Source organism: Streptomyces sp. NPDC003032, assembly GCF_053591415.1.
Window position 1 is genome coordinate 221624 of record NZ_JBSFTT010000002.1, and the last position, 24819, is coordinate 246442.

General features: G+C 71.9%; 21 protein-coding genes. 5 read left to right on the forward strand and 16 right to left on the reverse strand.

Annotated features, from left to right (window positions below):
- Window positions 1–32: 32 nt before the first annotated feature.
- On the reverse strand, window positions 33–1217 hold the full coding sequence (locus tag ACWDZ7_RS03545; protein ID WP_451794461.1) for a Gfo/Idh/MocA family protein: 1185 nt from the start codon (window positions 1215–1217) through the stop codon (window positions 33–35).
- Window positions 1218–1481: 264 nt separating this feature from the next.
- On the opposite strand from ACWDZ7_RS03545, the gene ACWDZ7_RS03550 reads away from it, so the two are divergent.
- Both ACWDZ7_RS03550 and ACWDZ7_RS03555 read left to right on the forward strand, forming a co-directional pair.
- Window positions 1482–3965 carry a polysaccharide lyase 8 family protein gene (locus tag ACWDZ7_RS03550; RefSeq protein WP_451794463.1) on the forward strand — a complete coding sequence of 828 codons (2484 nt, stop codon included), beginning with the start codon at window positions 1482–1484 and terminating at the stop codon, window positions 3963–3965.
- Between the two features lie 85 nt (window positions 3966–4050).
- Window positions 4051–5988, forward strand: a complete 1938-nt coding sequence (locus ACWDZ7_RS03555) for a DUF2264 domain-containing protein (RefSeq protein WP_451794465.1) — start codon at window positions 4051–4053, stop codon at window positions 5986–5988.
- 14 nt (window positions 5989–6002) lie between these two features.
- On the opposite strand, the gene ACWDZ7_RS03560 is transcribed toward ACWDZ7_RS03555, so the two are convergent.
- The 6 genes from ACWDZ7_RS03560 to ACWDZ7_RS03585 form a co-directional block, all read right to left on the reverse strand.
- Complete coding sequence (locus ACWDZ7_RS03560; RefSeq protein WP_451794467.1) at window positions 6003–6533, reverse strand: GAF domain-containing protein; 531 nt, start codon at window positions 6531–6533, stop codon at window positions 6003–6005.
- Window positions 6530–7123: a GTP-binding protein gene (locus tag ACWDZ7_RS03565; RefSeq protein ID WP_451794469.1), complete on the reverse strand. Its 594-nt coding sequence runs from the start codon at window positions 7121–7123 to the stop codon at window positions 6530–6532. Before ACWDZ7_RS03565 ends, ACWDZ7_RS03560 begins: the two co-directional genes overlap by 4 nt.
- Window positions 7101–7472 (reverse strand): DUF742 domain-containing protein, encoded by a 372-nt coding sequence (locus tag ACWDZ7_RS03570; RefSeq protein ID WP_451794471.1) that lies wholly within the window; start codon window positions 7470–7472, stop codon window positions 7101–7103. The genes ACWDZ7_RS03565 and ACWDZ7_RS03570 overlap by 23 nt, the downstream gene beginning before the upstream one ends.
- 2 nt (window positions 7473–7474) lie before the next feature.
- Window positions 7475–7909, reverse strand: coding sequence for a roadblock/LC7 domain-containing protein (locus tag ACWDZ7_RS03575; protein WP_223778127.1), 435 nt, complete (start codon window positions 7907–7909; stop codon window positions 7475–7477).
- Window positions 7910–8014: 105 nt separating this feature from the next.
- Window positions 8015–9730 carry a sensor histidine kinase gene (locus tag ACWDZ7_RS03580; RefSeq protein ID WP_451794473.1) on the reverse strand — a complete coding sequence of 572 codons (1716 nt, stop codon included), beginning with the start codon at window positions 9728–9730 and terminating at the stop codon, window positions 8015–8017.
- Between the two features lie 412 nt (window positions 9731–10142).
- Entirely contained in the window at window positions 10143–11363 is a 1221-nt protein-coding gene (locus ACWDZ7_RS03585; protein ID WP_451794475.1) for an MBL fold metallo-hydrolase, read from the reverse strand.
- 139 nt (window positions 11364–11502) lie between these two features.
- Between ACWDZ7_RS03585 and ACWDZ7_RS03590 the strand changes: the two genes are divergently transcribed.
- Window positions 11503–12108: a carboxymuconolactone decarboxylase family protein gene (locus tag ACWDZ7_RS03590; protein WP_451794477.1), complete on the forward strand. Its 606-nt coding sequence runs from the start codon at window positions 11503–11505 to the stop codon at window positions 12106–12108.
- Between the two features lie 48 nt (window positions 12109–12156).
- Window positions 12157–12771, forward strand: a complete 615-nt coding sequence (locus ACWDZ7_RS03595) for a TetR/AcrR family transcriptional regulator (protein WP_451794479.1) — start codon at window positions 12157–12159, stop codon at window positions 12769–12771.
- Between the two features lie 50 nt (window positions 12772–12821).
- Here ACWDZ7_RS03595 and ACWDZ7_RS03600 read toward each other — a convergent pair whose 3' ends face one another.
- A complete protein-coding gene (locus ACWDZ7_RS03600) occupies window positions 12822–13628 on the reverse strand; it encodes an SGNH/GDSL hydrolase family protein (protein WP_451518229.1) in 807 nt (268 codons plus the stop codon).
- Window positions 13629–13713: 85 nt separating this feature from the next.
- Window positions 13714–15837: an alpha-galactosidase gene (locus ACWDZ7_RS03605; RefSeq protein WP_451794481.1), complete on the reverse strand. Its 2124-nt coding sequence runs from the start codon at window positions 15835–15837 to the stop codon at window positions 13714–13716.
- 182 nt (window positions 15838–16019) lie between these two features.
- On the opposite strand from ACWDZ7_RS03605, the gene ACWDZ7_RS03610 reads away from it, so the two are divergent.
- Window positions 16020–16826 carry a tyrosine-protein phosphatase gene (locus ACWDZ7_RS03610; protein ID WP_451794483.1) on the forward strand — a complete coding sequence of 269 codons (807 nt, stop codon included), beginning with the start codon at window positions 16020–16022 and terminating at the stop codon, window positions 16824–16826.
- Between the two features lie 31 nt (window positions 16827–16857).
- Here the strand turns inward: ACWDZ7_RS03610 and ACWDZ7_RS03615 are convergent, their stop codons facing one another.
- The 7 genes from ACWDZ7_RS03615 to shc all read right to left on the reverse strand — a co-directional run bounded on the left by ACWDZ7_RS03615 (window position 16858) and on the right by shc (window position 24739).
- The gene (locus ACWDZ7_RS03615) at window positions 16858–16974 is read right to left on the reverse strand and encodes a DUF6126 family protein (RefSeq protein ID WP_451794762.1); all 117 of its coding nucleotides are present in this window, start codon (window positions 16972–16974) and stop codon (window positions 16858–16860) included.
- A 62-nt stretch (window positions 16975–17036) separates the two neighbouring features.
- Entirely contained in the window at window positions 17037–17663 is a 627-nt protein-coding gene (locus ACWDZ7_RS03620; RefSeq protein WP_451794485.1) for a helix-turn-helix domain-containing protein, read from the reverse strand.
- A 72-nt stretch (window positions 17664–17735) separates the two neighbouring features.
- The gene (locus ACWDZ7_RS03625; RefSeq protein WP_451794487.1) at window positions 17736–19121 is read right to left on the reverse strand and encodes an aspartate aminotransferase family protein; all 1386 of its coding nucleotides are present in this window, start codon (window positions 19119–19121) and stop codon (window positions 17736–17738) included.
- Entirely contained in the window at window positions 19118–21028 is a 1911-nt protein-coding gene (gene dxs, locus ACWDZ7_RS03630) for a 1-deoxy-D-xylulose-5-phosphate synthase (protein WP_451794489.1), read from the reverse strand. The genes ACWDZ7_RS03625 and dxs overlap by 4 nt, the downstream gene beginning before the upstream one ends.
- Window positions 21029–21054: 26 nt before the next feature.
- A complete protein-coding gene (gene hpnH / locus ACWDZ7_RS03635) occupies window positions 21055–22077 on the reverse strand; it encodes an adenosyl-hopene transferase HpnH (RefSeq protein WP_451794491.1) in 1023 nt (340 codons plus the stop codon).
- 5 nt (window positions 22078–22082) lie between these two features.
- Complete coding sequence (locus tag ACWDZ7_RS03640) at window positions 22083–22736, reverse strand: phosphorylase family protein (protein ID WP_451794493.1); 654 nt, start codon at window positions 22734–22736, stop codon at window positions 22083–22085.
- A complete protein-coding gene (gene shc, locus ACWDZ7_RS03645) occupies window positions 22736–24739 on the reverse strand; it encodes a squalene--hopene cyclase (RefSeq protein ID WP_451794495.1) in 2004 nt (667 codons plus the stop codon). Before shc ends, ACWDZ7_RS03640 begins: the two co-directional genes overlap by 1 nt.
- Between the last annotated feature and the right edge of the window lie 80 nt (window positions 24740–24819).

Consider the following 24819-nt stretch of genomic DNA (forward strand, 5'->3'; position numbering starts at 1 on the left):
CGCTGCCGCAGGTTTCCTTCAGACCTGGTGGGTCAGTGGGTCTGGCCGCGTTCGAAATAGGCGATGAGGGCCGGGTCCAGCCCGGGCACCTCGCGCGGTGTGCCGCCGTCGCGCAGCGACTGTGTCGCGCCCACGCCCGCCGCCACGGCCATCCGGGCCGCGACCGGTGACGTGTCGGTGCGTCCTCCCTCGCGTACGAAGCGGACGAACTCGTCGACGAGCAGCGGGTCGGCGCCGCCGTGTCCGCCGTCGTCCTGGGTGTCGGGCACGGGGTAGGTGGCGTCGGCCTCGGGCCGGTGGCCGGAGCGGCGCGCGTTCCACACTTTGACCACTCCCCCGGGGCCGTCGCCGAAGTTCTCCAGGCGGCCCGCGTCGCCGATGACGGTGTAGTTGCGCCAGTAGTCGGGGGTGAAGTGGCACTGCTGGTAGGCGGCCAGCACGCCGTTGTCGAGGCGCATGTTGACGAGCGAGACGTCCTCGACGTCGATGACGGGGTTGAGGCCGCGCTGGGTGTGGGGCGGCCAGTGGCCTTCCTTGGTGTACCAGTCGTCGGTCTTGGGTTCGCCGGGTGCGCGGCGGTGCGGGTTGTCGCCGTAGACCATGAGGTCGCCCAGCGCCTGGACCTGCCGGGTGCAGCCGTTGGCCAGCCAGTGGAGTACGTCGATGTCGTGGGCGGCCTTCTGGAGCAACAGCCCTGTGGTGTACCGCCGTTCGGCGTGCCAGTCCTTGAAGTACCAGTCGCCGCCGTAGCCGACGAAGTGCCGTACCCAGATGGTCTTGACCGCGCCGATTTCGCCGCGTTCGATGATGTCGCGCATCAGCCGGACGATGGGCATGTGGCGCATGTTGTGGCCGACGTACAGGCGGGTGCCCGTCTCGTACGCGGTCCGCAGGATCTCGTCGCACGCCTCGACACCGATCTCCAGGGGCTTCTCGACGAAGACGGGTCTGCCTTCACGCAGCGCCTCGCAGGCGAGCGCGGCGTGGGTGTGGTCAGGGGTGAGGACGACGATCGCGTCGACGTCGGGGTCCTCGACGACCTTGCGGTGGTCGCCGGACATGAGGGCGCCGGGGAAGGCCACGGCCGCCTCGGCCCGGGCGGCGGAGTCGTGCTCGGCCAGCGCGGTGACGCGCGAGCCCGCTCCCGGCCGGTGGGCGATACGGGCGAGCGAGCCGCGCAGTCCGTAGCCGAGAACGCCTAGACGGAGGTCGGTCATGAGACTCCCTTCGCTTGTACGGGTGTTGCGGTAACGGGTGTTGCGGCCGGTCGGGTCCTTTTCTCGGCCATGGAGCGGCAACGTAGTAATCGCTTACTGCCGCGTCAATCCCGTAACTCCGAGCAGCATCCGCCCGGCGAGCCACCACCGGGACAGAAAGACGCAGAAAGATTCCCGGCCCCCTTGCGTTGCATAGCAACCGCTTACATGCTGTCGCGCACTCGCCATCACCTCGCGTGTCCCCCGACACCCCTGGGAGTTCGCATGCCCCTGCCTCTTTCCGGCTCCACCGGGCCCAGCCGTCGCGCACTGCTCACGGCCGCGGCCGGGGCGGGGGCCGCGTCCGCAGTCGCGTCGGCGTCGGCGTCGGCGTCGGCCGCTGCGGTGTCGGCCGCCGGCCCCGAAGCCCCGTACGACACGCTGCTGACCCGCGCCGCGACCCAGCTGACCGGCGGCGCGTTCGACGCCACGGACCCGGACTTCGCCGCCGCGCTCAAGGCTCTGGACACGCGGGCGGCAGCCCTGTGGCGGCAGTTGGACCGCTCGGCGGGCAGGACCGCGCTGTGGCCCGACCTCTCCCCCGCGTCGGAGCCCGGCAACTTCGGCCAGAGCTACACCCGTCTGCGCACCCTCGCCACGGCCTGGGCCACGCCCGGCACATCGCTCGGCGGCAGCGCGGAGACCGCCGACGCGCTGCTCGACGCCCTGCTGGATGCGCTGCGCTTCCTGCACTCCACCGGCTACCACCCGAACCGCCCGGAATCCGGCAACTGGTGGTTCTGGGAGATCGGGGCGCCGCGCGCCCTGATGGACACCTGCGTCCTGCTGCGCGCGCGGATGCCCGCCGAGGACCTGGCCGCGTACACGGCGACGGTCGCGAAGTTCTGCCCGAACCCCGACCGCCGCACCAACGCGCCCTCGCTCTCGGAGACCGGCGCCAACCGCGCCGACAAGGCCGTGATCGTGGCCCTGCGCGGTCTGCTCGCCCGGGACCCGGCCACGGTGGCGCTCGCGCGCGACGGCCTGCCCGACGTGCGGGACAGCGGCAGGAACAGCCTCTTCAAGTACGTCACTTCGGGCGACGGCTTCTACGAGGACGGGTCGTTCGTGCAGCACGGCTCCGTCGCGTACACGGGAACGTACGGCAGTGTCCTGCTCGGCAGCACCGGCCAGCTGATCGCGCTGCTCGCGGACTCCCCGTGGGCGGTCACCGACCCGAAGACATCGGTGCTGTACGACGCGGTGGACCGGGCGTTCGCACCGGTGATCTTCGATGGGCTGATGATGGACGCCCTGCGCGGCCGGGCGGTATCGCGGGAGAAGGCGCGGGACCACAACGACGGAGCGGCGACGCTCTCCCACATCCTCCAACTCGCCTCCGGCGCCCCCGACGCGTACGCGCGGCGCTGGCGGGCGCTCGTCAAGGGCTGGGTCCGCCGCAACACGACCACCCCGTACCCGGGTCTGGTCGGCATCCCCGCGCTGGCCCGCGCCAAGGCCGTCCTCGACGACCCCGCGGTTCCGGCCGCCGACCGGCTCACCGGGCACTTCGCGTTCGCCGACATGGACCGGGTGGTGCACCGGCGGCCGGGCTGGGCCCTGACGCTGTCGCTCTCCTCGAAGCGGATCGCCGCGTACGAGGCGGGCAACGGCGAGAACCTGCACGGCTGGTACACCGGCGACGGCATGACGTATCTGTACGACGGCGACGACCTCGGGCAGTTCGGCGACGGCTTCTGGGCGACGGTCGATCCGTACCGCCTGCCGGGCACGACCGTGGACACGCGCGCGCGGGCCGACATCGGCTCCGGTGCGGGCACCGGGACGTACCGCCCGAAGAACGCCGTGGCGGGCGGCGCCGCCCTCGACGGCGGCTACGGCGCCGCGGCGATGGAGCTTCTCGCCGACGGCAGCACCCTGCGCGCCCACAAGGTGTGGTTCTTCCTGGACAACGTGGTCGTCGCGCTCGGCGCCGGCATCAGCGCGAGCGACGGCCGCACGATCGAGACGGTCGTCGAGAACCGCAACCTGCACGCCGCCGGGCCCGCCCGGACCCTGACCGTGGACGGCCGTCGGCAGCCGGGCCACCAGGGCTGGTCCGCGCGCCTCGACGACGCCCGGTGGGCGCACCTGGAAGGCACCGGCGGCTACGTCTTCCCAAGCTCCCCCGGTTACCCCGGGCGGGCAGACGGCCTCGCTCCGCGCGTTCTTCGCGCCCTGCGCGAGGAGCGCACCGGCAGATGGCGGGACATCAACACGGGGGCGGACACGGCGGGCGGCACCGCACCGGTCACGCGCCGCTATCTGACGCTGTGGCTGGACCATGGCACCTCCCCCTCTGACGCCTCGTACGCGTACGTCCTGCTGCCCGGCGCGAGCGCGTCCGCGACCGCCGCCTGGGCGCACGCCGGGCCCGTGCGGATCGTGGCCAACGACGCGACCGCCCAGGCCGTCGAGGCGCGCCGCACCGGTCTGCTCGCCGCGCACTTCTGGCGGCCCGGGACCGCGGCGGGCCTCACGGCGTCGGGGCCGGGCACGGTCCTGGTGCGGCGCGACCATCGAGGCGTATCGGTGGCGGTGGCCGACCCGGGCCGAACGGGGACGACCCTCGCCGTCGAACTCCCCTTCCCCGTACGGAGAGTGGTCCGCGCCGACGACACGGTGACGGTCACACCGGGGCGCCGTCCCCTCGTCACCGTCCACGTGACGGGCTCCCGAGGCCGTACCCACACGGCCGAACTGGAGTGAGCCGCACGCACCGCCGCCGAGGCACGGCCCCGACCCGCACCGCCGCCGCCGGAACGGTGCCCCACCAGAGGAGTAACGAACCACCATGCCCGCACCACACCTCCCCCTGCCGCCCACCGACCGCGTCCTGTCCCCGCTGACCGGGTGGACCAGGGCGCACTGGGAAGCGCTCGCCGATCGGCAGTTGGAGGCGCTGGTCCCTTATGCGACGCCAGGCTTCGCGCAGTACCGCCTGCCGGGGCGCCAGAGTTGGTCGGGGGTGGTGTCGGACGGCCTTGAAGGGTACGCGCGGTCATTTCTGCTGGCCTCCTTCCGGATCGCGGGGGCGGGCGGTGAGGTGGATCCCCGCCTGACAGAACGCTACGCGCGGGGTCTGACAACGGGCACGGGCACCGACCGCGGAAGCGGCGAGGCCTGGCCCGAACTCACCGACTGCTCACAGCAGATGGTCGAGGCCGCCTCGATCGCGATCGGCCTGCACGAGACCCGCCCCTGGATCTGGGACAGGCTCGACACCCGGGTCCAGGAGCGGGTCGTCGACTGGTTCTCCGGGTTCGTCGGCGGAAAGACGTGGGACAACAACTGGCGCCTCTTCCAGGTGGTCGCCGAGCAGTTCCTCGCCTCGGTCGGCGCCCCGTACAGCCAGTCGGACATCGACGGCGGTCTGGACCGCATCGAGGACTGGTACCGCGGCGACGGCTGGTACAGCGACGGCGACGGACGCAACTTCGACTACTACATCGGCTGGGCGATGCACCTGTACCCGCTGCTGTGGGCGCGGATGGCGGGCCCCGACGGAGACGGCGGGCGCGGCAAGGTCTACCGCGAGCGCCTCACCCGGTTCCTCACCACCTACCCGCACTTCTTCGGCGGCGACGGCGCCCCCGTCCACCAGGGCCGCTCGCTCACCTACCGCTTCGCGGCCGCCGCGCCCGTGTGGATGGGCGCCCTCGCCGACTGCACGCCGCTGGCCCCCGGCCTGACCCGGCGGCTCGCCTCCGGCACGGCCAGGCACTTCGTGGAGCGCGGCGTGCCCGACGAGCGGGGGCTGCTGCCGCTCGGCTGGTACGAGACCTTCCTGCCCGCCACCCAGGCCTACTCGGGGCCCGCGTCGCCGTACTGGGCGAGCAAGGGCTTCCTCGGCCTGCTGCTGCCCGCCGACCACCCGGTGTGGACGGAACGCGAACTGCCGCTCCCCGTGGAGGAGGGCGACCAGTACACGGCGCTCCCCCAGCCGGGCTGGCTCCTGCACGGCACCCGGCACGACGGCATCGTGCGCCTGGTCAACCACGGCAGCGACCACAACCCCCTGGAAGGCGCCGCACAGGACGACCCGCACTACGCCAAGTTCGGCTACTCGACGGCGACGGCCCCCGAGACCGCCCCGCGCGCGTGGGAGCGCGCCGTCGACGGCCACCTGGCGCTGCTCGCCCCGGACGGCACGCCCTCGCGCCGCCTGCGCATCCACCCGCTGAGCTGCGAGGGCCGCGTGGCCTCCTCCCGCCATGACGCCCGACTGCCCGGCGTGGAGGGGCAGTTTCCCGTCGTGACGACGAGCGCTCTGCACGGCCCGTGGGAGATCCGTGTGCACCGGCTGCGGGCCCCGGCGGGCGCGACCGTCCGCGAGGGCGGTTACGCGGTGGCGGACCGGACGCGGCCGCACACCGAACGCGGCCCCGGCTGGGCGCTCGCCCGTACGCCATCGGGGCTGATCAGCGCCGTTGTCGCACTGCACGGCTGGGACGAGGAGACCGGCATCGCCCGTGAGGTCACGGCCAACGCGTACGGACCGCACTCCGCGACGCCGTTCCTGGTCTCCCCGCACCATCCGGGCGAGCACGGCGAGCACGGCGAGCACGGCGAGCACGGCGAGCACGGCAGAGACAGCGTGCACGTCACGCTGGTCGCCCTCGCGCGGGACACGATCCACCCCCGCGCGCTGCGGGAGTCCGTCACCTGCGCCGTGGACGACGACGGCGGCGTCCGCGTCCGCTTCCCCGACGGGACGGAGCTGAGCCTGTGACCCGGTCGGCCGGGTCAGATCCCGCTCTCCTCCCGCCGGTGGATCTGCTCGACCAGCTCCGCGGCCATCGTCTTGATCGTGTCGAGCCCCTCCCTCCCCCAGCGGCGCGGCTCGACGTCGACGACGCAGACCGTGCCGAGCACGGTCTCCGTACGGTCGACCAGGGGCGCGCCCAGATAGGAGCGGATGCCGATCTCGTCCACGACCGGGTTGCCGGCGAACCGCGGATAGTCACGCACGTCCTCCAGGACGAGAGCCTTGCGGCGCACGACGACATGCGGGCAGTAGCCGTGGTCGCGGGCCATGTAGCGGCTCATTCCGCTGCCCGCCTCCGTGTGCAGGCCGGCGAAGAACTGGCGGTCCTCGTCGATGAAGTTGACCATCGCGTACGGGGCGCCGGTCAGCTCCGCGAGGCGGTCCGCGAAGAGGTCGAAGGCCGGTTCGACGCGGTCCCCGATGCCCAGACTACGGAGCCGCCGCACGCGCGCGGGTGCCTCCTTGTCGACGGGGGTGAGCAGCAGGTGCCCGGCCGGGTCGTACCTCACGTGTGGGCTCCGTAGCTCGGCTCCGGGGCGTGGTTGAGGAGGTGTTTGACGAGGATGAGGAGTGTCTGGATGCCGGAGCTGGAGATCCGTGCGTCACAGCGCACGACGGGCACTTGAGGGTCGAGGTCGATGGCGGAACGCACCTCTTCGGGTTCGTAGCGGTGGGCGCCGTCGAATTCGTTGACCGCGACGATGAAGCCCATGCCGCGCTGTTCGAAGAAGTCCACGGCGGCGAAGCAGTCCTCCAGGCGGCGGGTGTCGGCGAGGACGACCGCGCCGAGCGCGCCTTCGGAAAGCTCGTCCCACATGAACCAGAACCGCTCCTGGCCCGGCGTGCCGAAGAGGTACAGCACGTGTTCGGGGTCGAGCGTGATGCGTCCGAAGTCCATCGCGACGGTCGTCGTGGTCTTGTTCTCCACGCCCGACAGGTCGTCGGTGGCCTCGCTGACCGTGGTGAGCAGTTCCTCCGTGCTCAGCGGCGCGATTTCGCTCACGGCGCCCACGAAGGTCGTCTTGCCGACCCCGAAACCACCGGCGACCAGGATCTTCAGGGCGGTGGGGAAGGGGTCAGAGCTGTCGTCGTAATCCATCGAGCACTGCCTCCAACAGGGACCGGTCAGTGGGGTTGTGGTAGAAGTCCGGGGCCTTCGTGGTGAGGGCCCCGGAGTCGAGGAGATCGCAGAGGATCACTTTGGCCACGACCGCGGGGAGCTTCAGCTGGGCCGCGATCTCGGCGACGGAGGTCGGGGCCCCGCACAGGCCGAGGGCCGTGGAGTGCTCGGGCCCGAGGTAGCCGAGTGGGGTCGCTCCGGTGGCCATCACCTGGGAGAGCAGGTTGAGTTGTGTGGTCGGTCTGGTCCGGCCGTTGCTGACGGTGTAAGGACGGACGAGCCGACCCGCGGCGTCGTCGAGCCAGGGCCCGTCGTGCGGGGCCGCCATGCTCAGCGCCTCATCGGCGCGGGTTCCCCGGCGGGCTGCCGGGGCGCGGTGATCAGGTACGGGCGCACGCTCTTGACCAGCATCGCCATCTCGTAGCCGAGGACGGCGGCGTCCGCGTCGCGGCCCGCGAGGACGGCCAGACAGGTGCCGGAGCCCGCGGTGGAGACGAACAGGAGGGTGGAGTCCAGTTCCACGACGACCTGCCGCACGTCTCCGCCGTCCCCGAAGCGGATGCCCGCGCTGCGCCCGAGCGAGTAGAGGCCCGAGGCGAGGGCCGCCATGTGGTCGGCGCTGTCCGGGTCGAGGCCGTGCACCGACTTCACGAGCCCGTCGGAGGAGAGCAGGACGGCACTGCGGGTGTGCGGCACGCGCTGCACGAGGCCGCTCATCAGCCAGTCGAGATCGGATACATGGCCGGTCGGCGCATCGCTCGCCATGGTGGATCGACTCCTTGAGGTACGACGTACGAGGGTCTGCGGACGCAGAGGTGGACGCAGAGGTGGTGGGGGGTGATCGGGCGTCATGGGTGCGGGTCGGGGTGGTCAGTCGCCTTGCTCGCTCCCGTCCCGGGGGGTGGGATCGCGTGCGTCCTGCGCCTGGGCCAGGTAGATGCCGCGCTGGAACGCGGCCATCAGACCCGGGTCGTGGCCGACGAGGTGCTCGCTGTCGGGGCGCGGTGCCGGGGCGTCCCGCAGCTGGGGGGCGATGTGTTCCTGCGCGCGCCGTTTGGGGAGGCGGGGCCTGCCGGCCCGGCCGCCCGCGACGGCGTCGCCCAGAGGGGTCAGCGGCGCGGCGGCGTGTTCGGCGGCGGCCTGCCTGTCCTCCGGGCGGATGCCGGGGACGGCGTCGGCGGGCGTCGGCCGGTCCTGGCGGGCGCCGCGCACGGGCAGGGGTTCCTGGCGGGGCACCGGTGGGGCGGCGGCGTTCGGGGACTTCACGTCCCGTACGGCTTGTGCGGCGCGTGCGTCTCGTACGGCTTGCACGTCCCGTACCTCCCGTACCTCGCGTACCTCCTGTGCGCCTTGTGCGCCTTGTGCGCCTTGTACGTCGTTGGAGGCGCCCAACAGCTCCTGCGGCAGGATCAGCACGGCCTGCACCCCGCCGTAGATGTTCGTGTGCAGCCGGACCGTGACCCCGTGTCTGCGGGCGAGGGCGGAGACGACGAAGAGGCCGATCCGCCCGTCCTGGAGGAGGCTTGCGACGTTCACCTGGTCGGGGTCGGCGAGCAGCCGGTTCATCTTGTTCTGCTCGGCGAGGGGCATGCCGAGGCCGCGGTCCTCGACCTCGACGGCGAGCCCGGCGGTCACGAGGTCGGCGCGGAGCAGGACGTGGGTGTGCGGGGCGGAGAACACGGTGGCGTTCTCGACGAGTTCGGCGAGCAGGTGGACGATGTCGGCCACGGCGTGCCCGCGCAGGGTGCCGTCGACGGGGGGCACCAGTTTGACGCGGGAGTACTGCTCGACCTCGGCGATGGCGGAGCGCATCACCTCGGTCATCGACACGGGGTTGCTCCACTGGCGGCGCGAGACGGCGCCGCCGAGGACGGCGAGGTTCTCGGCGTGCCTGCGGATGCGGGTCGCGAGGTGGTCGACGTGGAAGAGGCCCTTGAGCAGTTCGGGGTCCTCCACCTCGTTCTCCAACTCGTCGAGCAGGGAGATCTCGCGGTGCACCAGCGACTGCAGGCGCCGGGCGAGGTTGACGAAGACCTCGACCTTCTGTTCGCTGCCCGCGTGGCTGGAGAGCTGGGCGGCCTGTACGACGGCGCCGACGGCGACGTCCTGGGCGCGGGTCAGCTCGTCGGCGAGCTGATCGAACTCGTCGCCGCCCGGCCGGGCGTGGGGCGGCGTGCCGCGTGCGGGCGGCTGATCGCCCCGGCGCAACTGCTCCACGAGACCGCGCAGTTCGGCCTGGCCGCGCGCGGTGGCGCGGCGCAGGGCGCCGACCCGGTCGCGTACGGACCTGGCGGCGCGGTCGGCCGCCACGGCGGCGACCACGATGCCGGTGAGGCCGACGAGTGCCGCGGCGGCGAGGACGGCGAGCAGGACGGGTGCGGGCCGGACGCCGGTCGACCGCAGCGTGAACAGGACGGCCGCGCAGGCGCTGAGACCGACGGCGACGGCGGGCAGCACCGCGATGCGCAGGAGCTGGGACCGTATGTGGGTCTCGGGCAGAGCCGTGGCGGCCCGGCTCCCGGGCCTGCCGTGCCGTCCGCCCTCACGGCGGTCTGCGCGGGCGGCCGGTGCGCGTAGGTGCGACATCTGTGTCCTCGGTACGTTGCGACGGGGCTCCAGCGGGCGGCCCGACTCCTGTTGTGCGGCATGGTTTCGGCAGCGCCGTGCCGGCCGGCAGGTCGCGATGGCATGCCTGCGCCGTGATCGCTGCGTCGCCCGACGGCCACTCACGGTAGTCGGCAACGCCGCGCGCGCGGTGGGCAGTTGACAAAGTCGGCGGGGCTGCGTCCCGCTCCGGTATGACGCTTCGTACAGGGGTCCGATTCGGGTCGCACGCGGGTCCGGTCCACCCGAGACGTGAGACGGACGCCGGTCCACCCGAGACGTGAGACGGACGCCGGTGCGCCCCGGGGCCGCGTAACCGCGCGACGGGCCGCACAAGAAAACGCCCCGGCCGAAGACGGCCGGGGCGCGGATGCCGCCCGTGCGGGCGCGAGGGTCAGGCGACGGGCGCCGCTTCCGGCTCCCCGCTGCCCGTCGTCGTGGCCCGCGGCCTGTCCGCCGCGGCTGCCTCCGCCGCGTCCGCCGCCTGCTCGGGCCAGCCGCCGTCCGGCACGATGGCGACGCCGCGCCACCAGGGCGCGGTGGGCACGGTCGCCGCCGCCGGTTCGAAGGGCTCACCGGGACAGGGCAGCGCGATCGCGGCGCCCTCGCGGCGCGCCGCGGCCAGGGTGCCCTCGCCCGGCTCCGACCACGGATGCGGGGCGAGGTTGAACGTCCCCCAGTGGATCGGCAGCATCAGACCTCGCGGCCGCCCGCCCTGAAGGTCCAGGTGGGCCCGCATGCCCTCATCGGGCGTCATGTGGATGTCCGGCCAGAAGTGGCTGTACGCGCCGATCTGGACCATCGTGACGTCGAACGGGCCGTGCTCGGCGCCGATGTCGCGGAAACCGGGGAAGTAGCCGGTGTCGCCGCTGTGGTAGACGCGGTGTTCAGGACCCGCGACCACCCAGGAGGCCCAGAGCGTGTGCTGCTGGTTGCGCAGACCGCGGCCGCAGAAGTGCCGCGCGGGCGTCGCCGTCAGGGTCAGCCCCGCCACCTCCGCCGACTCGTGCCAGTCCAGCTCGCGGAGCCGGCCCGCGGGCACGCCCCAGCGCTCCAGGTGGGCGCCGACGCCGAGCGGCACCGCGAAAACGGCGTCCGTACCGGCCAGCGCCTTGATGGTGGGCATGTCCAGATGGTCGTAGTGGTCGTGTGAGATGACCACGGCGTCGACCGGGCCGAGGGCCTTCAGGGGCACCGGCACGGGATGCAGCCGCTTGGGCCCCGCGAAGGAGAACGGCGAGCACCGCTCGCCCCACACCGGGTCGAAGAGCACGCGCCGCCCGTCGATCTCGGCGAGGACACTGGAGTGGCCCATCCAGGTGACCCGCAGGCCGCCGGCCGGCGGCCTGGCGAGGTCGGCGAGGGTCGTGGCGTGCACCGGGACCGTACCGGCGGGGCCGCGCAGTACGCGCTCCTCCTTGCGGAAGTAGATCTTGGCGAGCTCCATGGTGGACCCCGCCGGCCTGATCCGCGCCCCCACGGGGTTCTGGAAGGACCCGTCGGCCACGGAGAAATTCGGCGACCTGCGGATCCGCGCCAGCCGCGGACCCACAGGATCCGCTCCGAAGGCGGGCGACCGCAGGGAGCGGAGCCCGGGAATCAGGGACCGGGACACGGGACCTCCTGAAGGGGGTGGACAGGCCTCCCATTATGTCCACCGTCCGTGATGCCACATTCCAGGGAGGCCCGATGTGACGTACCGGACGGCCTGATGTCACATTCCCGGTGCCCCGATCCGTCGCGTCAGTGATCCGGTGACCGCCACCGGAGACGACATCGGAGGTGGCCCCATGGCCCGCGTCTCGCTCGCCCCCCGCCGCACGCTCTTCTTCCGCGTAATGGAGTGGTACTCCAAGCGCACCTACGGCAAGGTCCTCGACCCCGGCAAGGCCATGGCCCACAACCCGCGCGCCCTCTGGTCCTACCTCCGCTTCGAGCAGGGCGTGGCGAAGTGGAACAAGCTGGACACCGATCTGAAGGAGCTGGCCGTGATGGCGTCGGCCGCCTCGATCGGCTGCTCCTGGTGCATGGACTTCGGGTACTGGGAGTCGCACAAGCGCGGTATGGACCCCCAGAAGCTGCGGGACGTCCCGGCCTGGCGGGAGAGCGACGCCTACAGCCCGCTGGAGCGCGACGTCATGGAGTACGCGGAGGCGATGACCGCGAACCCGCCCACCGTCGAGGACGATCTCGCCGACCGCCTGCGCACCCGCCTCGGCGAGCCCGCCTTCGTCGAGCTGACCGCGATGGTCGCCGTGGAGAACTACCGGTCCCGCTTCAACTCGGCGCTGGGCCTGACGAGTCAGGGCTTCAAGGACTCCTGTGACCTGCGCGGTCTGCCGCGTACGACCGCCGGGTGAGGCGGCGGCGGTTCGGGGGCGCGGCCGGGCGTGGGTAGGGTGCACGGCGTGACAGGGGTGCGGTTGAGCGTGGCGGAGCGGCGGGCGGAGATGCTCGTCGCCACCGTCGAACAGATCGAGGAGCGAGGCGTCGCCGCCGTGCGGATCGCCGATGTCGCGGCGGCCCTCGGGGTGAGCAACGCGCTGGTGCTCTACCACTTCTCGTCCAAGGAGAAGCTCGTCGCCGCGGCCTTCGAGCACGCCGCGCGGCGCGATCTGACCCGGCTCCGCAAACTTCTGGGCCGCCGCACGTCGGCGGTGCGCCGGCTGCGCGCGGCCGTGCGGTGGTACGCGCCGACCGGCCAGGCCAAGGGCTGGCGGCTGTGGATAGAGGGCTGGTCCGCGGCCCCGCGCGAGCCGACGCTACGCGCGGTGACCCGGGACCTCGACCAACAGTGGAAGGCGGCACTGGCCGAGGTCATAGCGGAGGGTTCCGCCGCGGGCGAGTTCCGCTGCGAGGACCCCATGGGCACGGCCCTGCGCCTCACCGCGCTCCTGGACGGCCTCGCCATCCAGATGACGGCCTACGAGGGATCGCTCCCCCGCGTCCGGGCCCGCAGATGGGCGGACGAGGCCCTGGCCCGCGAACTGGGCCTGGGGCACGGGGAGTTGACGGCGGCGTAGCGCGCCTGGACTCCGCCCGCCGCCCACCCCGCAGAGCGCCGGGTCGTGCCCTAGAGCGGAAGCAGGTCCGGCCGCTTCGCCTCCACATGGTCGCCCGAGCTCTCGCCCCGGATGCGCCGGCCGATCCACGGGACGAGGTACTCCCGCGCCCAGTGGATGTCGTCGCGCCGCAGGTCCAGCGTGCCGCGCGGCGGCAGTGGCGGCCAGGCCTGGTCGGGGTCCGCGGGCACCTCGAGACCGAGGACCTGGGCGGCGCGGAGCGCCACGCGGGTGTGCCCCTCGGCGGAGAGGTGCAGCCGGTCGCCGTCCCAGGCGCGGCGGTCCTGGACGGTCTTGAGGGACCACAGGTCGAGCACGGGGCAGCCGTAGCGGTCGGCGACGGCGCGGACATGCATGTTGTACGTGGCGATCTTGCCGCGCAGATGCTTGAGGACCGCGACGCCGCGGGTGTCGAACCCGGTGGTCACCATGACGGTGCCGACCGCCGACGTGAGGTCGGCGACGGCCCGTTCGAAGCGCTCGGCGACCTCGTCGGGGTCGGTGCCGGGGCGGATGATGTCGTTGCCGCCCGCGCAGAAGGTCACGAGGTCGGGGGCCAGCTCCTTGGCGCGCGGCACCTGGTCCGCGACTATCTGGTCGAGGAGCTTACCGCGCACGGCGAGGTTGGCGTACCGGAAGGTGTGCTCGGGCACCCGGTCGTCCAGCAGGACGGCGAGGCGATCGGCCCACCCGACGAACGTACCGTCAGGTCCCGGGTCACCCACGCCTTCGGTGAAGCTGTCGCCGACCGCTGCGTAGGAGTTGAATACGCCGTTGTTGATGGGGTACTTGCTGAAGGTTGTCGACTCTGCGCTCACGGAACCACATCTTTCACCTCCCTAAGTGACCTACGCCACCGTAGGGAGGGGTTGACGGTGGGTGAGATAAGCCACCGGTCAAGATTCACCCAAAGCCGGAATAAGCACCGCCCACCCGCCGCAGCCGGAACACCCCTGCGTCCAGATCCCCTTTGAGCCCGGTCCGCAGCCCGCGGCGCATGAGCACCGCGCCCCGGTACGTCTCCCCCGTGTCCCAGCACACGTACGACGCCGAGGGGTCGAGGGCGCGCAACCGTACCGGCGCCGGCTCCTCCCCGTACGCCTGTGCCTGGAGCCAGGCGAGGACGACCGCCTCGTCGCCGCGGACGTACTGGACGGCGCTGAGGCCGCCCTCCGGCGGGCGCAGCCGGTAGAGGTCGCCGAGCTGGACGACGGGCCTGATCTCCTTGTAGAGATCCACCCAGTCGCGCGCTTCGGCCAGCTCGCTCCCGCTCCACCGGCCGAGGTCGCCGCCGATGCCGAGAACCCCGGCCATGGCGCTCACGAACCGGAAGCGCAGCGAGCTGACGCGGCCGTTGAGCTGGGTGTTGGGGCTGTCGGTGACCCAGGCGGCCATCACGCGCGCGGGGTGCAGCTGGCTGAAGCCGTGCTGGATGGCGAGCCGGTCCAGCGGGTCGGTGTTGTCGGAGGTCCACACCTGGTCGGTGCGGGAGAGGATGCCGAGGTCGACCCGGCCGCCGCCGCCCGAGCAGGATTCGAAGGCCACGGCGGGGTGCGCCGCGCGCAGCCGGTCCAGCAGGTCGTACAGGTGCTGTCCGTGGGCCCACCACAGCTCGCCGCCGCCCGGCCCGCCCGGTCCGCCGGGTCGCCCGGCGTCGGTGAAGCTGCGGTTGAAGTCCCACTTGACGTAGTCGATGGGGGCGCTGGAGAGGAGTTCGTGGAGGCTGCGCCACAGGTACGCGCGCACCTCCGCGTTCGAGAGGTCGAGCACCAGTTGGTTGCGGAACTCCGTCCGCGTACGGCCCGGTTGGTGCTGCACCCAGTCGGGGTGGGCGCGGTAGAGGTCGCTGTCGGGGTTGACCATCTCCGGCTCCACCCAGATCCCGAACCGCATGCCGAGCCCGTGCACCTCGTCGGCGAGCGGTCCGAGGCCCCGCGGGAAGCGGTCCGGGTTGGGCGTCCAGTCGCCGAGTCCGGACCGGTCGCCGGTCCGGCCGCCGAACCACGCGTCGTCGACGACGAACAGCTCGACGCCGAGCCCCGCGGCCTTGTGGGCGAGCGCCCGCTGCTGCTCCTCGGAGATGTCGAAGCCGGTGGCCTCCCAGGAGTTGTAGAGCACGGGCCGCACCGTGTCCGCGTCGGGGATGACGTGCTCGCGCTGGTAGGCGTGCCAGGTCCGGCTCGCGCCGCCGAAGCCTTCCCCGCTCCACAGGCCGGCGAAGACGGGTGTGACGGTCGCCGTGCCGGGTGCGAGGACGGTGGCGCCGGAGTCGTCGTGGCCCAGCCCGCCGGTGATCTGCACCACGCCGTCGGGCAGTTGCTGCACGGCGATCCGCCACGATCCCGACCAGGCGAGCGCGCAGCTGTAGACCTCGCCGTGCTCCTCGTCCGCCCCTTCCGCGTCGAGCGCGACCCAGGGCAGATGCTGGTGCCCGGTGTGCCCGCGCCTGCTGCCGATGGTCTTCTCGCCATACGTGATGTCCGACCGCACCAGCCTCGACTCCGCCGCCCAGCGGCCGTGCAGCTGGGACAGACGCCAGCGCTCGCGCCGCGGCAGCGTCCAGGTGGCGGAGTCGGCGCGCAGCAGCTCCAACGGCCGGGTGCGGTAGTCGCCCTCGTGGGTGAGGACGGCGAACCGTTCGATCACATCGCCGCGCAGGCGGTAGATGAGGGTGACCCGGAGATGGTGCAGGGGGTCGCGGAAGTGCACCTGGAGTTCGTCGTCGTGCGCCGCCGAGCCGGTGTGGCGCCACTCGGTGCCCCGGACCGTGTCGTCGCGGACGGACAGCGCGGGCCGCACGAAGCGGGGGCCGCCCTCCACCGGGTACTCCTCGCGCCCGTCGAGCGGCGACTCGAAGCCCCGCTCCGGGGGCGGCGGCTCGGCCGCCAGGGCCTCGGCGTCGGGCAGGGCGATCCGCGCGCCCCAGTACAGGTGCAGCAGCTCGTCCCGCTCCGTGAGGCGGAGGGCGTAACTGCTGGTGGGGCCCGACAGGAGCCACGTACGACCGTCGGCACCGACCTCGATCATCAAACCCCCACAGAAGCTGTACCGGGACCCGCACAAGCACGCGCGTGTACGCACATCTTTGTCGGCAATTCGCCGCTCGGGCAACGTCTGCGAAGGGGTGATCGCACCGGGAACCGGTGTCGTATCGTCGAAGGCGCGTCCACCGGCGAGCCGCGCCGGCAGCAGAGCCTTGAGGAGAGCCCGTGACCCAGCAGGTCCCGCCGCCAGAGCTGTCAGAGCCTGAACTCGCCGGAGTGCGCAACTTCCGAGACGTGGGCGGACTGCCGACCGCGGACGGCCGCCGCGTCCGTCCCGGGCGGCTCTTCCGCAGCGGCCACCTGGCGCACGCCACCGAGGCCGACACGGCCTTTCTGACCTCGCTGGGCCTGCACACGATCTTCGACTTCCGCAACGCCGCCGACCAGCGCCTCGAAGGCCCGGACGTCGCGCTGCCGGGCGTGCGCAACATGAACCTGCCGCTGACCGACCCGGCGGACGGCGCGGAGTTCTGGAAGATGGTCCGCGACGGCGATCTCGACCAGCTGCGCACCATCCTGTCCGACGGCAAGGCCGCGGAGCGGATGTCGTCCTCGTACCGCACGATCATCAAGGAGCGCACGGCCGAGCACAGCCGGGTGCTGCACGCGCTCGCCGAGGACAGCGTGCCCGCGCTGATGCACTGCGCGGCGGGCAAGGACCGCGCGGGCCTGTCGATAGCGGTCACGCTGCTCGCCGTCGGCGTCGAGCGCGACGCCATCGAGGCGGACTACCTGGAGTCGAACGCGGCGCACCGCCGCTACAGGGTGCACCGCACCAGCGACTCGCCGAACGCGATGTCCCCCGAGGTGATGGAGCTTCTCAACCCGCTCTTCGACGCCCGCGCCGAGTATCTGGCGGCGGCCTTCGAGACGATCGAGCAGACGTGGGGCGACACGGACACGTACCTCTCGGAGGGTCTCAAGGTGGCCCCCGAGACCCGTGAGCGGCTCCGCGAGCGCCTCCTCGACTGAGGCGGCTCCCTACTTAGTCCCCACTCAGTCCCTACTTGTTCTGTGCGCCCAGTTCGAACAGCATGTAGATGAAGGCCGCGAAGACGTGGCCCACCGCCACATAGATGAACAGCCGGATCCAGAGCGTCCGCGGGAGCTTCTCCTCCATCGTGCTCTCGGCGGGCCGCTTCGGGGCCCGGGGTATCCGGGATTCCTGCGGGTCGGATTCCGTCATGTCGGTTCTCCCTGGGTGGGGCCGCCGAGGCACAGCCCGGTGGCGGGGCTCTGCAGCAAGGTGTGGACGAAGAGGAGATCGGCGCCGCCCCGGTCGGCGGCGGCGATCCGGTGCGGGGTCAGCGAGTCGAAGTGCGCGCTGTCGCCCGGCGCGAGGAGGTGCGCGGTGTCCCCGAGGCGCAGCCGCAGCCGCCCCGTGAGTACGTAGAGCCACTCCTCGCCCGGGTGGACGCGCACGATGTCGCCCTGCGCCCCGTACGGGACGCGCACGCGCAGCGCCTGCATGCCACGGCCCGGGGCGCCCGCCTGCCAGTAGGTCCAGCCGCCCGCCCGGGTCGGCTCCATGTCCGCGGCGCGGACGACCGAGTCCCGGTCGGCGACCGTCTCTCCGAGCAGCTCGGAGACCGTCGTACCGTAGACACGTGCGAGTGTGAGGAGCATCGGCAGCGAGGGCTGGCGCTGCCCGGTCTCCAGGCGGGACAGATGGGCGGGCGAGAGCCCCGCGGTGCGGGCGGCGGCTTCCAGCGTGAGGGAGGCGCGGCGGCGCAGCTCACGCAGCTGGGGCGCTACGGCGGGCAGCGCGTCGGCCGCTTGAGACGGCTCGTCGGGCTCGGCGGTGCTCATACGCCGATTGAGCCAGAGGCTTGCCTCCCGGGCAAACTTTTTGCCCGGGAGGCAAAAGCCGCGGTCGGCCGTTCAGCGGTTGGCGACCGCCTGCTTCACCAGCGTCCTGCCGAAGTCCCACATCAGCCCGCCCCCGCTGTGCGCCTCGTCCATGACGGCGGTGAAGGCCCCGACGAAGCGGTCGACCTCCCGCTCCCCCACAGTCAGCGGCGGGATCAGCTTGATGACCTCCAGATGGTCGCCGGAGACCTGGGTGAGGATGCGGTGCTTCTGCAGCAGCGGTACGACCACCATCTGGGCGAAGAGCCCCTTGCGGGCGGCTTGCAGCATCGTCCAGCGACCGCGCAGCTTCAGCGACCTGGGCCGCCCGAACTCGATACCGACCATGAGGCCGCGGCCGCGCACCTCGCTGAGCAGTTCATAGCGGTCGACGAGCGCGGCGAGCCTGGACTTGAGCAGCTCCCCGGTCACCCGGGCGTTGTCGACGACCTTCTCGTCCTCCATGACGGCGAGGACCGCGAGGCCCGCCGCCATGGCCTGCGCGTTGGACCCGAAGCTCGCCGAGTGGACGAGCACCCGGTCCATGGACGAGTAGACCTTCTTGAAGATCCAGTCCTTGCCGAGGGTGGCGCCGACGGGCACATAGCCGCCCGACAGTGCCTTGGCGACGCAGACCAGGTCCGGCTCGACGCCCTCCTCGTGCTGGTAGGCGTAGAAGTCACCGGTCCTGCCGAGGCCCGTCTGCACCTCGTCGGCGATCAGCAGTGCCTTGTGCCGGTGCAGCAGTTCCTGGGCGGCGCGCAGATATCCGGGCGGTGTCTCGTGCACGCCCTTGCCCTGGATGGGCTCGACGATCAGCCCGGCGACATCGCCCTTCCCCAGCTCCTCGCGCAGCGCGTCCAGATCGCCCAGCGGCACGGCGGTGTCGGGCAGCAGGGGCGCGAAGCCGTCCCGGAAGCCGCTCTCGCCGTTGACGGAGAGCGACCCGGTGGTCAGCCCGTGGAAGGCGTGCGCGCAGTACAGCACCCGTGGCTTGCCCGTCGCGTACCTGGCGAACTTGAGCGCGGTCTCGACGGCTTCCGTGCCGCTGTTGCCGAAGAACACCCGGTCCAGATGCGGGCTGTGCGTGAGCAGCCGCTCGGCGAGGAGACCGGGCAGCGGCTGGCAGTCGAAGCGGGTGAGGTCGGCGAGCGAGGCGTCCAGGACGTCGTGCAGCGCCTTGCGTACGACGGGGTGGTGCCGGCCGATGCCCATCACCCCGAAGCCCGCCAGCATGTCGAGGTAGTCGTTGCCCTCCGCGTCCCAGAAGTACGCTCCCTCGGCCCGCTCGTAGACCTTGTCGAAGCCGATGGTGTGCAGCATGCGCGGCAGCTGGTGGTTGAGGTGCCGCGCGTGCAGTTCGTACCGCTCGGCGCCCCGCTCGGCGAGGAGCCTGCCGAGGTCGAACTCCTGGGTCATACGGTGAACTCCTTGCCTGAGCCCTGCTGCCCCGCGCTGTCCTTGACCGCCAGGGTGGCGCTGATCCGTCCCGCGATCTCGACCGGCGTGAGCCCCAGGTCCGCGAGGACCTCGCCGCGCTTGGCGTGCGCGAGGAACTGCTCGGGGATGCCGAACCGGCGTACGGGTACGTCCACTTCGGCGTCCCCGAGGGCGAGCGCGACCGCGGCGCCGACGCCGGCCGCCCGGCTGTTGTCCTCGACGACCGCCACGACCCGGTGGAGCGCGGCGAGCGCGGGCAGCTCGGCGTCGACCGGCTTCACCCAGCGCGGATCGACGACGGTGCAGCGCAGGCCGCGCGCCTGGAGCAGCTCGGCGGCCCGCAGACACACCGGCGCCATCACCCCGACCGCGACGAGCAGCACCTGCGGGTCCGGCTCCTGGAGGAGCACGTCCATGCCGCCGATCCGGTCCACGGCGGGAAGCGCGGGCCCCACCGACTCCTTGGGGAAGCGGATGAGGGTCGGCGCGTCGTCCACCGCGACCGCCTCCCGGAGCTGCGCCCGCAGCTGGTCGGCGTCGCGCGGCGCGGCGATCCGCAGGCCGGGCACGACCTGGAGGATCGACAGGTCCCACATGCCGTTGTGCGAGGCGCCGTCCGCGCCGGTGACCCCGGCCCGGTCGAGCACGAACGTCACCCCGCAGCGGTGCAGCGCGACGTCCATCAGCAGCTGGTCGAAGGCGCGGTTGAGGAAGGTGGCGTAGACGGCGACGACCGGGTGGAGGCCGCCGGTGGCGAGCCCGGCGGCCGACACCGCCGCGTGCTGCTCGGCGATGCCGACGTCCCACACCCGGTCGGGATAGGCCTCGGCGAACCTCTTCAGGCCGACCGGTTCCAGCATGGCGGCGGTGATGGCGACGACGTCCTCGCGCTCGGCGCCGATGCGGACGATCTCGTCCCCGAACACGGAGGTCCAGGACGGCCCTCCGGGGGGCGCGAGGGGTTCGCAGGTGAGCGGGTCCATGACGCCGACGGTGTGGAAGCGGTCGGCGTCGTCGGCGAGCGCGGGTTCGTAGCCGCGCCCCTTCTCGGTGAGGCAGTGGATCAGGACGGGGCCGTGGAAGCGTTTCGCACGCCGCAGCACCGACTCGACGGCACCGATGTCGTGCCCGTCGATCGGCCCCACGTACTTCAGTCCCAGGTCCTCGAACATGCCCTGCGGCGCGAAAGCGTCCTTGAACCCCTTCTTGGCGCCGTGCAGGGACTCGTAGAGCGGCTGTCCGACGACGGGTGTGTGCTGGAGTATCTCCTTGCCCCAGGCGAGGACCCGCTCGTAGCCGTCGGTCGTGCGCAGCGTCGCGAGGTGGTTGGCGAGGCCGCCGATGGTCGGGGCGTAGGAGCGTTCGTTGTCGTTGACGACGATGATCAGCGGCCGGTCCTTCGCGGCGGCGATGTTGTTCAGCGCCTCCCACGCCATGCCTCCGGTGAGCGCGCCGTCCCCGATGACGGCGACCACATGGCCCCGCTCGCCTAGCACCTGACGCGCCTTGGCGAGGCCGTCCGCCCAGCCGAGCGCGGTGGAGGCGTGGCTGTTCTCGACGATGTCGTGCTCGGACTCGGCGCGTGAGGGATAGCCCGACAGGCCTCCCTTGCCGCGCAGCTTGGAAAAATCCTGACGCCCCGTCAGGAGCTTGTGTACGTAGCTCTGGTGGCCGGTGTCCCACACGATGCGGTCGACGGGCGACTCGAAGACGCGGTGGAGGGCGATGGAGAGTTCCACCACCCCCAGATTGGGCCCGAGGTGACCGCCCGTCCTGGCGACCGCGTGCACCAGGAACTCCCGGATGTCCTCGGACAGTTGGCCGAGCTGCGCCCCGGTCAGCGGCTTCAGGTCGCGCGGCCCTCGAATGGTGTCGAGAATGGTCATGCTCGGGCCCCTCTCTGGATCGTTCGTCAGCCGCGGCTTCCGGCGACGGTCTCGCGGGCGGCGCGGAGGGACTCCTTGAGGGAGCCCATGGTCGCGAGGACGGCGGTCGGTTCGTAGCCGCAGTGCGCCATGCAGTTGGCGCAGCGCGGGTCCTTGCCCCGGCCGTACTTGTTCCAGTCGGTCTCCTCGATGAGCTGCCGGTACGTGGGGACGTAACCGTCGCTCATCAGGTAGCAGGGGCGCTGCCAGCCGAAGAGCGAGTAGTTCGGGATCGCCCAGGCGGTGCACGGGAAGTCCGCCTTGCCCTCCAGGAAGTCCAGGAAGAGCGGCGAATGGTTCAGCCGCCAGCGCCGCCGGTTGCCGCCCGCGAAGGCCTTCTTGAAAAGCTCGCGGGTCTGCTCGACACCCAGGAAGTGTTCCTGGTCGGGCGCCTTCTCATAGGCATAGGCGGGCGAGAGCATCATTTCGTCGACCTGCAGCTCGTCATTGAGGAAATTCAGGACCTCGATGATGGTCTGCGGGGTGTCGGTGTTGAAGAACGTCGAATTGGTGGTGACCCGGAATCCGCGCTTCTTGGCCTCCTTGATGGCCTCCACCGCCTCGTCGAACACACCCTCCTTCGCGACGGACTCGTCGTGCCGCTCCCGCATTCCGTCGATGTGCACGGCGAACGCGAAGTACGGCGAGGGCTGGAACTTCTCCAGCTTCTTGCGCAGCAGCATGGCGTTGGTGCAGAGGAAGACGTACTTCTTCCTGGCCACCAACTGCCGTACGATCTCGTCGATCTGAGGGTGCATCAGCGGCTCACCGCCTGCGATGGACACCATCGGCGCACCGGACTCAAGAACGGCGCCCACGGCCTGGGCCACCGGCATGCGCTGCTTGAGGACACCCGCCGGGTGCTGGATCTTCCCGCATCCCTCGCATTTCAGATTGCACGCGAAGAGCGGTTCCAACTCGACGATCAGTGGGAACTTGTCACGCTTGCGGAGCTTCTGTTCAAAGAGATATGTAGCGACCTTGATGGTCTGGCGCAGCGGCATGGCCATCTGGCTCACCTCCAGGGGAGCAGAGAAGATCGGTGCCATTCGAAGAAAGCGGGAAGCACGGCACGGAGAACGCGGAAAGCTGATATTCCACCGCGCACCGTGCCGATGCGGACGAGTTCGTGCTGTGGGGCGTCCACGACCACCCGGACGGCCGCAACGGGCCGCCGCCCGGCGCGCGCGGCGCAGTGCAGCGTCGCGGCGGACTCCATGTCCGCGGCGATCGCGCCGGTGGCCAGCAGGGCGCCGCGCTCGGGGCCACGGATGACGTGGTCGGAGCCGGTGAGCGGGCCGGTGTGCACGGTGCGTCCGGGCAGGGCCCGCACCAGCTCCTTGACCAGCAGTTCCGTCCCCGTACAGGGGGTGGTGCCGCGCGCGTCCCTGGTCTCATCGGCGACGACGAGGTCGCCGGGGTGCATGCCGGGGGCGAGGCCCGCGCAGAAGCCGGTGGCCAGGACGGCCGCGTCCCGCATGCGCGCGGTGCCGAGCGCCCCGCTGACGGCGCGCTCGGCGTTGGCGCGACCCATGCCGGTGCGCAGCACGGTCATCGCCTCCGGGGCCCCGCCGCGGTCGCCGGTGCGCAGGGCGAGGCGCTCGATGCCGAGCGCGCAGGCGATCAGCAGCGGTGCGGGGCCCGGCCGCCGGGCCGGGACCTCGGCCATCAGCTGCCCTTGGCGGGGTGGCCGGGACCGCCCGCGAACGGCTCGCCGTTGACGTACCTGCCGAGGGCGGTGAGCGGGAACACCTGTCGGTAGAGGTGGTAGTTGATGGAGAAGTCCCAGGGGAACCCGGTGCCGGTGAAGTACGGCTCGTCCCAGGAGCCGTCCGCGCGCTGCGTCGCGGCGAGCCATGTGACGCCGCGCTCCACGGAGTTGGCCTCGCGCTCACCCGCCGAGAGCAGGGCGAGCAGCGCCCAGGCGGTCTGCGAGGCGGTCGATGTGCCGTGGCCGATCCAGCCCCGGTCGCGGTAGGAGCGCAGGTCCTCGCCCCAGCCGCCGTCGTCGTTCTGCACCGACTCCAGCCAGTGCACGGCGCGGCGGATCGCGGGGTGCGAGGCGGGCAGCCCGGCCGTGATCAGCGCGGGCACCACCGACCCCGTGCCGTACAGGTAGTTGACGCCCCAGCGCCCGAACCAGGCACCGCTCGGCTCCTGTTCGGCGAGGAGCCACTCGATGCCGCGCCGGGTGCGCGGGTCGTGGGACATGCCCTCGACGGCGAGCATCTCCACGACATGCCCGGTGACGTCGGCGGACGGCGGGTCGATGACCTCGCCGAAGTCGCAGAACGGCAGCCGGTTGGGGAAGGGGCTGGTGTTGTCGACGTCGAAGGCGGCCCAGGCGCCGTTCTTTGACTGCATGCCGAGGTTCCAGCGCACCCCGCGCCCGATGGCGTTCTCCAGGCGCTCCTTGTCCGGGTGCGCGACCCGGCGCAGCGCGAGGGCGACCTCGGCGGTGTCGTCGATGTCGGGGTAGTTGTCGTTGTGGAACTCGAACGCCCAGCCGCCGGGCGTCAGTCCGGGCCTGCGCACCGACCAGTCGCCGGGCCGCACGATCTGCTCGCCCAGCATCCAGTCCGCCGCCTTGATCAGCTGTGGGTGGTCGGAGGGCAGTCCGGCGTCGGCGAGCGCGATCGTCGCGAGGCAGGTGTCCCAGACGGGTGACTGGCAGGCCTCGATCATCCGGGCGCCGTCCTCGCGCCACACGGCGAACCGGTCGAGCGAGTCGAGCCCGGCCTTGAGGACCGGGTGGTCGAGGTCGTAGCCGAGCAGGTGCAGCGCGATGATCGAGTAGACGGCGGGCGGCTGGATCCCGCCCCAGCAGCCGTCGTTCTCCTGGCGCTCGATGATCCAGCGGGCGGCGCTGTTCATCGCGGCCTTGCGCAGCCGGCGCGGCGCGACCTTGCGGTAGACGTGCAGCGCCTTGTCGAGCCGCTGGAAGACGCCGTCCCAACTCGCCGCGCGGGCCGACGCCTTGGCCGGGTTCGGGTTGCTCGCGTCGGTGTGCAGCTCGTCCAGCGCGAAGGGCGCGGGGCGCACGGGCCGCTGGGCGGAGACGACGGTGAGCGGCACTATCGTCTGCCGCGCCCAGCAGCCGAAGTCGTAGATGTTGAGCGGGACCCACTTGGGGAAGTAGAGGAGTTCCGGCGGTAGTTCGGGCAGGTCGTCCCAGCTCCACCAGCCGAACAGGGCGAGCCAGATGCGGGTGAAGACCCGGCTCGCGGCGATGCCGCCCCGGGCCCGGATCCACGCGGCGGCCTTCGCCATGTGCGCGTCGTCGGGCCGGTCACCGGCCAGGCGCAGGGCGACGTACGCCTCGATGGTGGTGGAGAGTTCGCCGGGTCCGCCGAAGAAGGTGGCCCAAGTGCCGTCGTCGCGCTGTTCGCCGCGGATGAAGAGCGCGGCGGCGCGGGTGGTCCGCTCGTCCCTGATGCCGAGGAACTGCCGCAGGAGGAGGTCCTCGGCGTCCATGGTCACATTGGTTTCGAGGTCGCCCTTCCACCAGCCCTGGGCGTCCTGCCGGGAGAGCAGGAACTCTGTCGAGCGTTGTATGGCGCGCGCGGCGGCGTCCCGTGCGCCGGTTGTCGCGGCGATCGTGTCGATCGGCTGGCTGGCCGAGGCCGCGCGGGGCGTCACCGCTCCGGTGCTTCCGTCGGTCGTCGCTGTCATGGCTTCCCCTTCGTGCAGTCGGTTCCTCTGCTCTGGGTCCGCCGTCGGCTGGCGCGCTGGGCGCCGGCCGGCGACTGCCT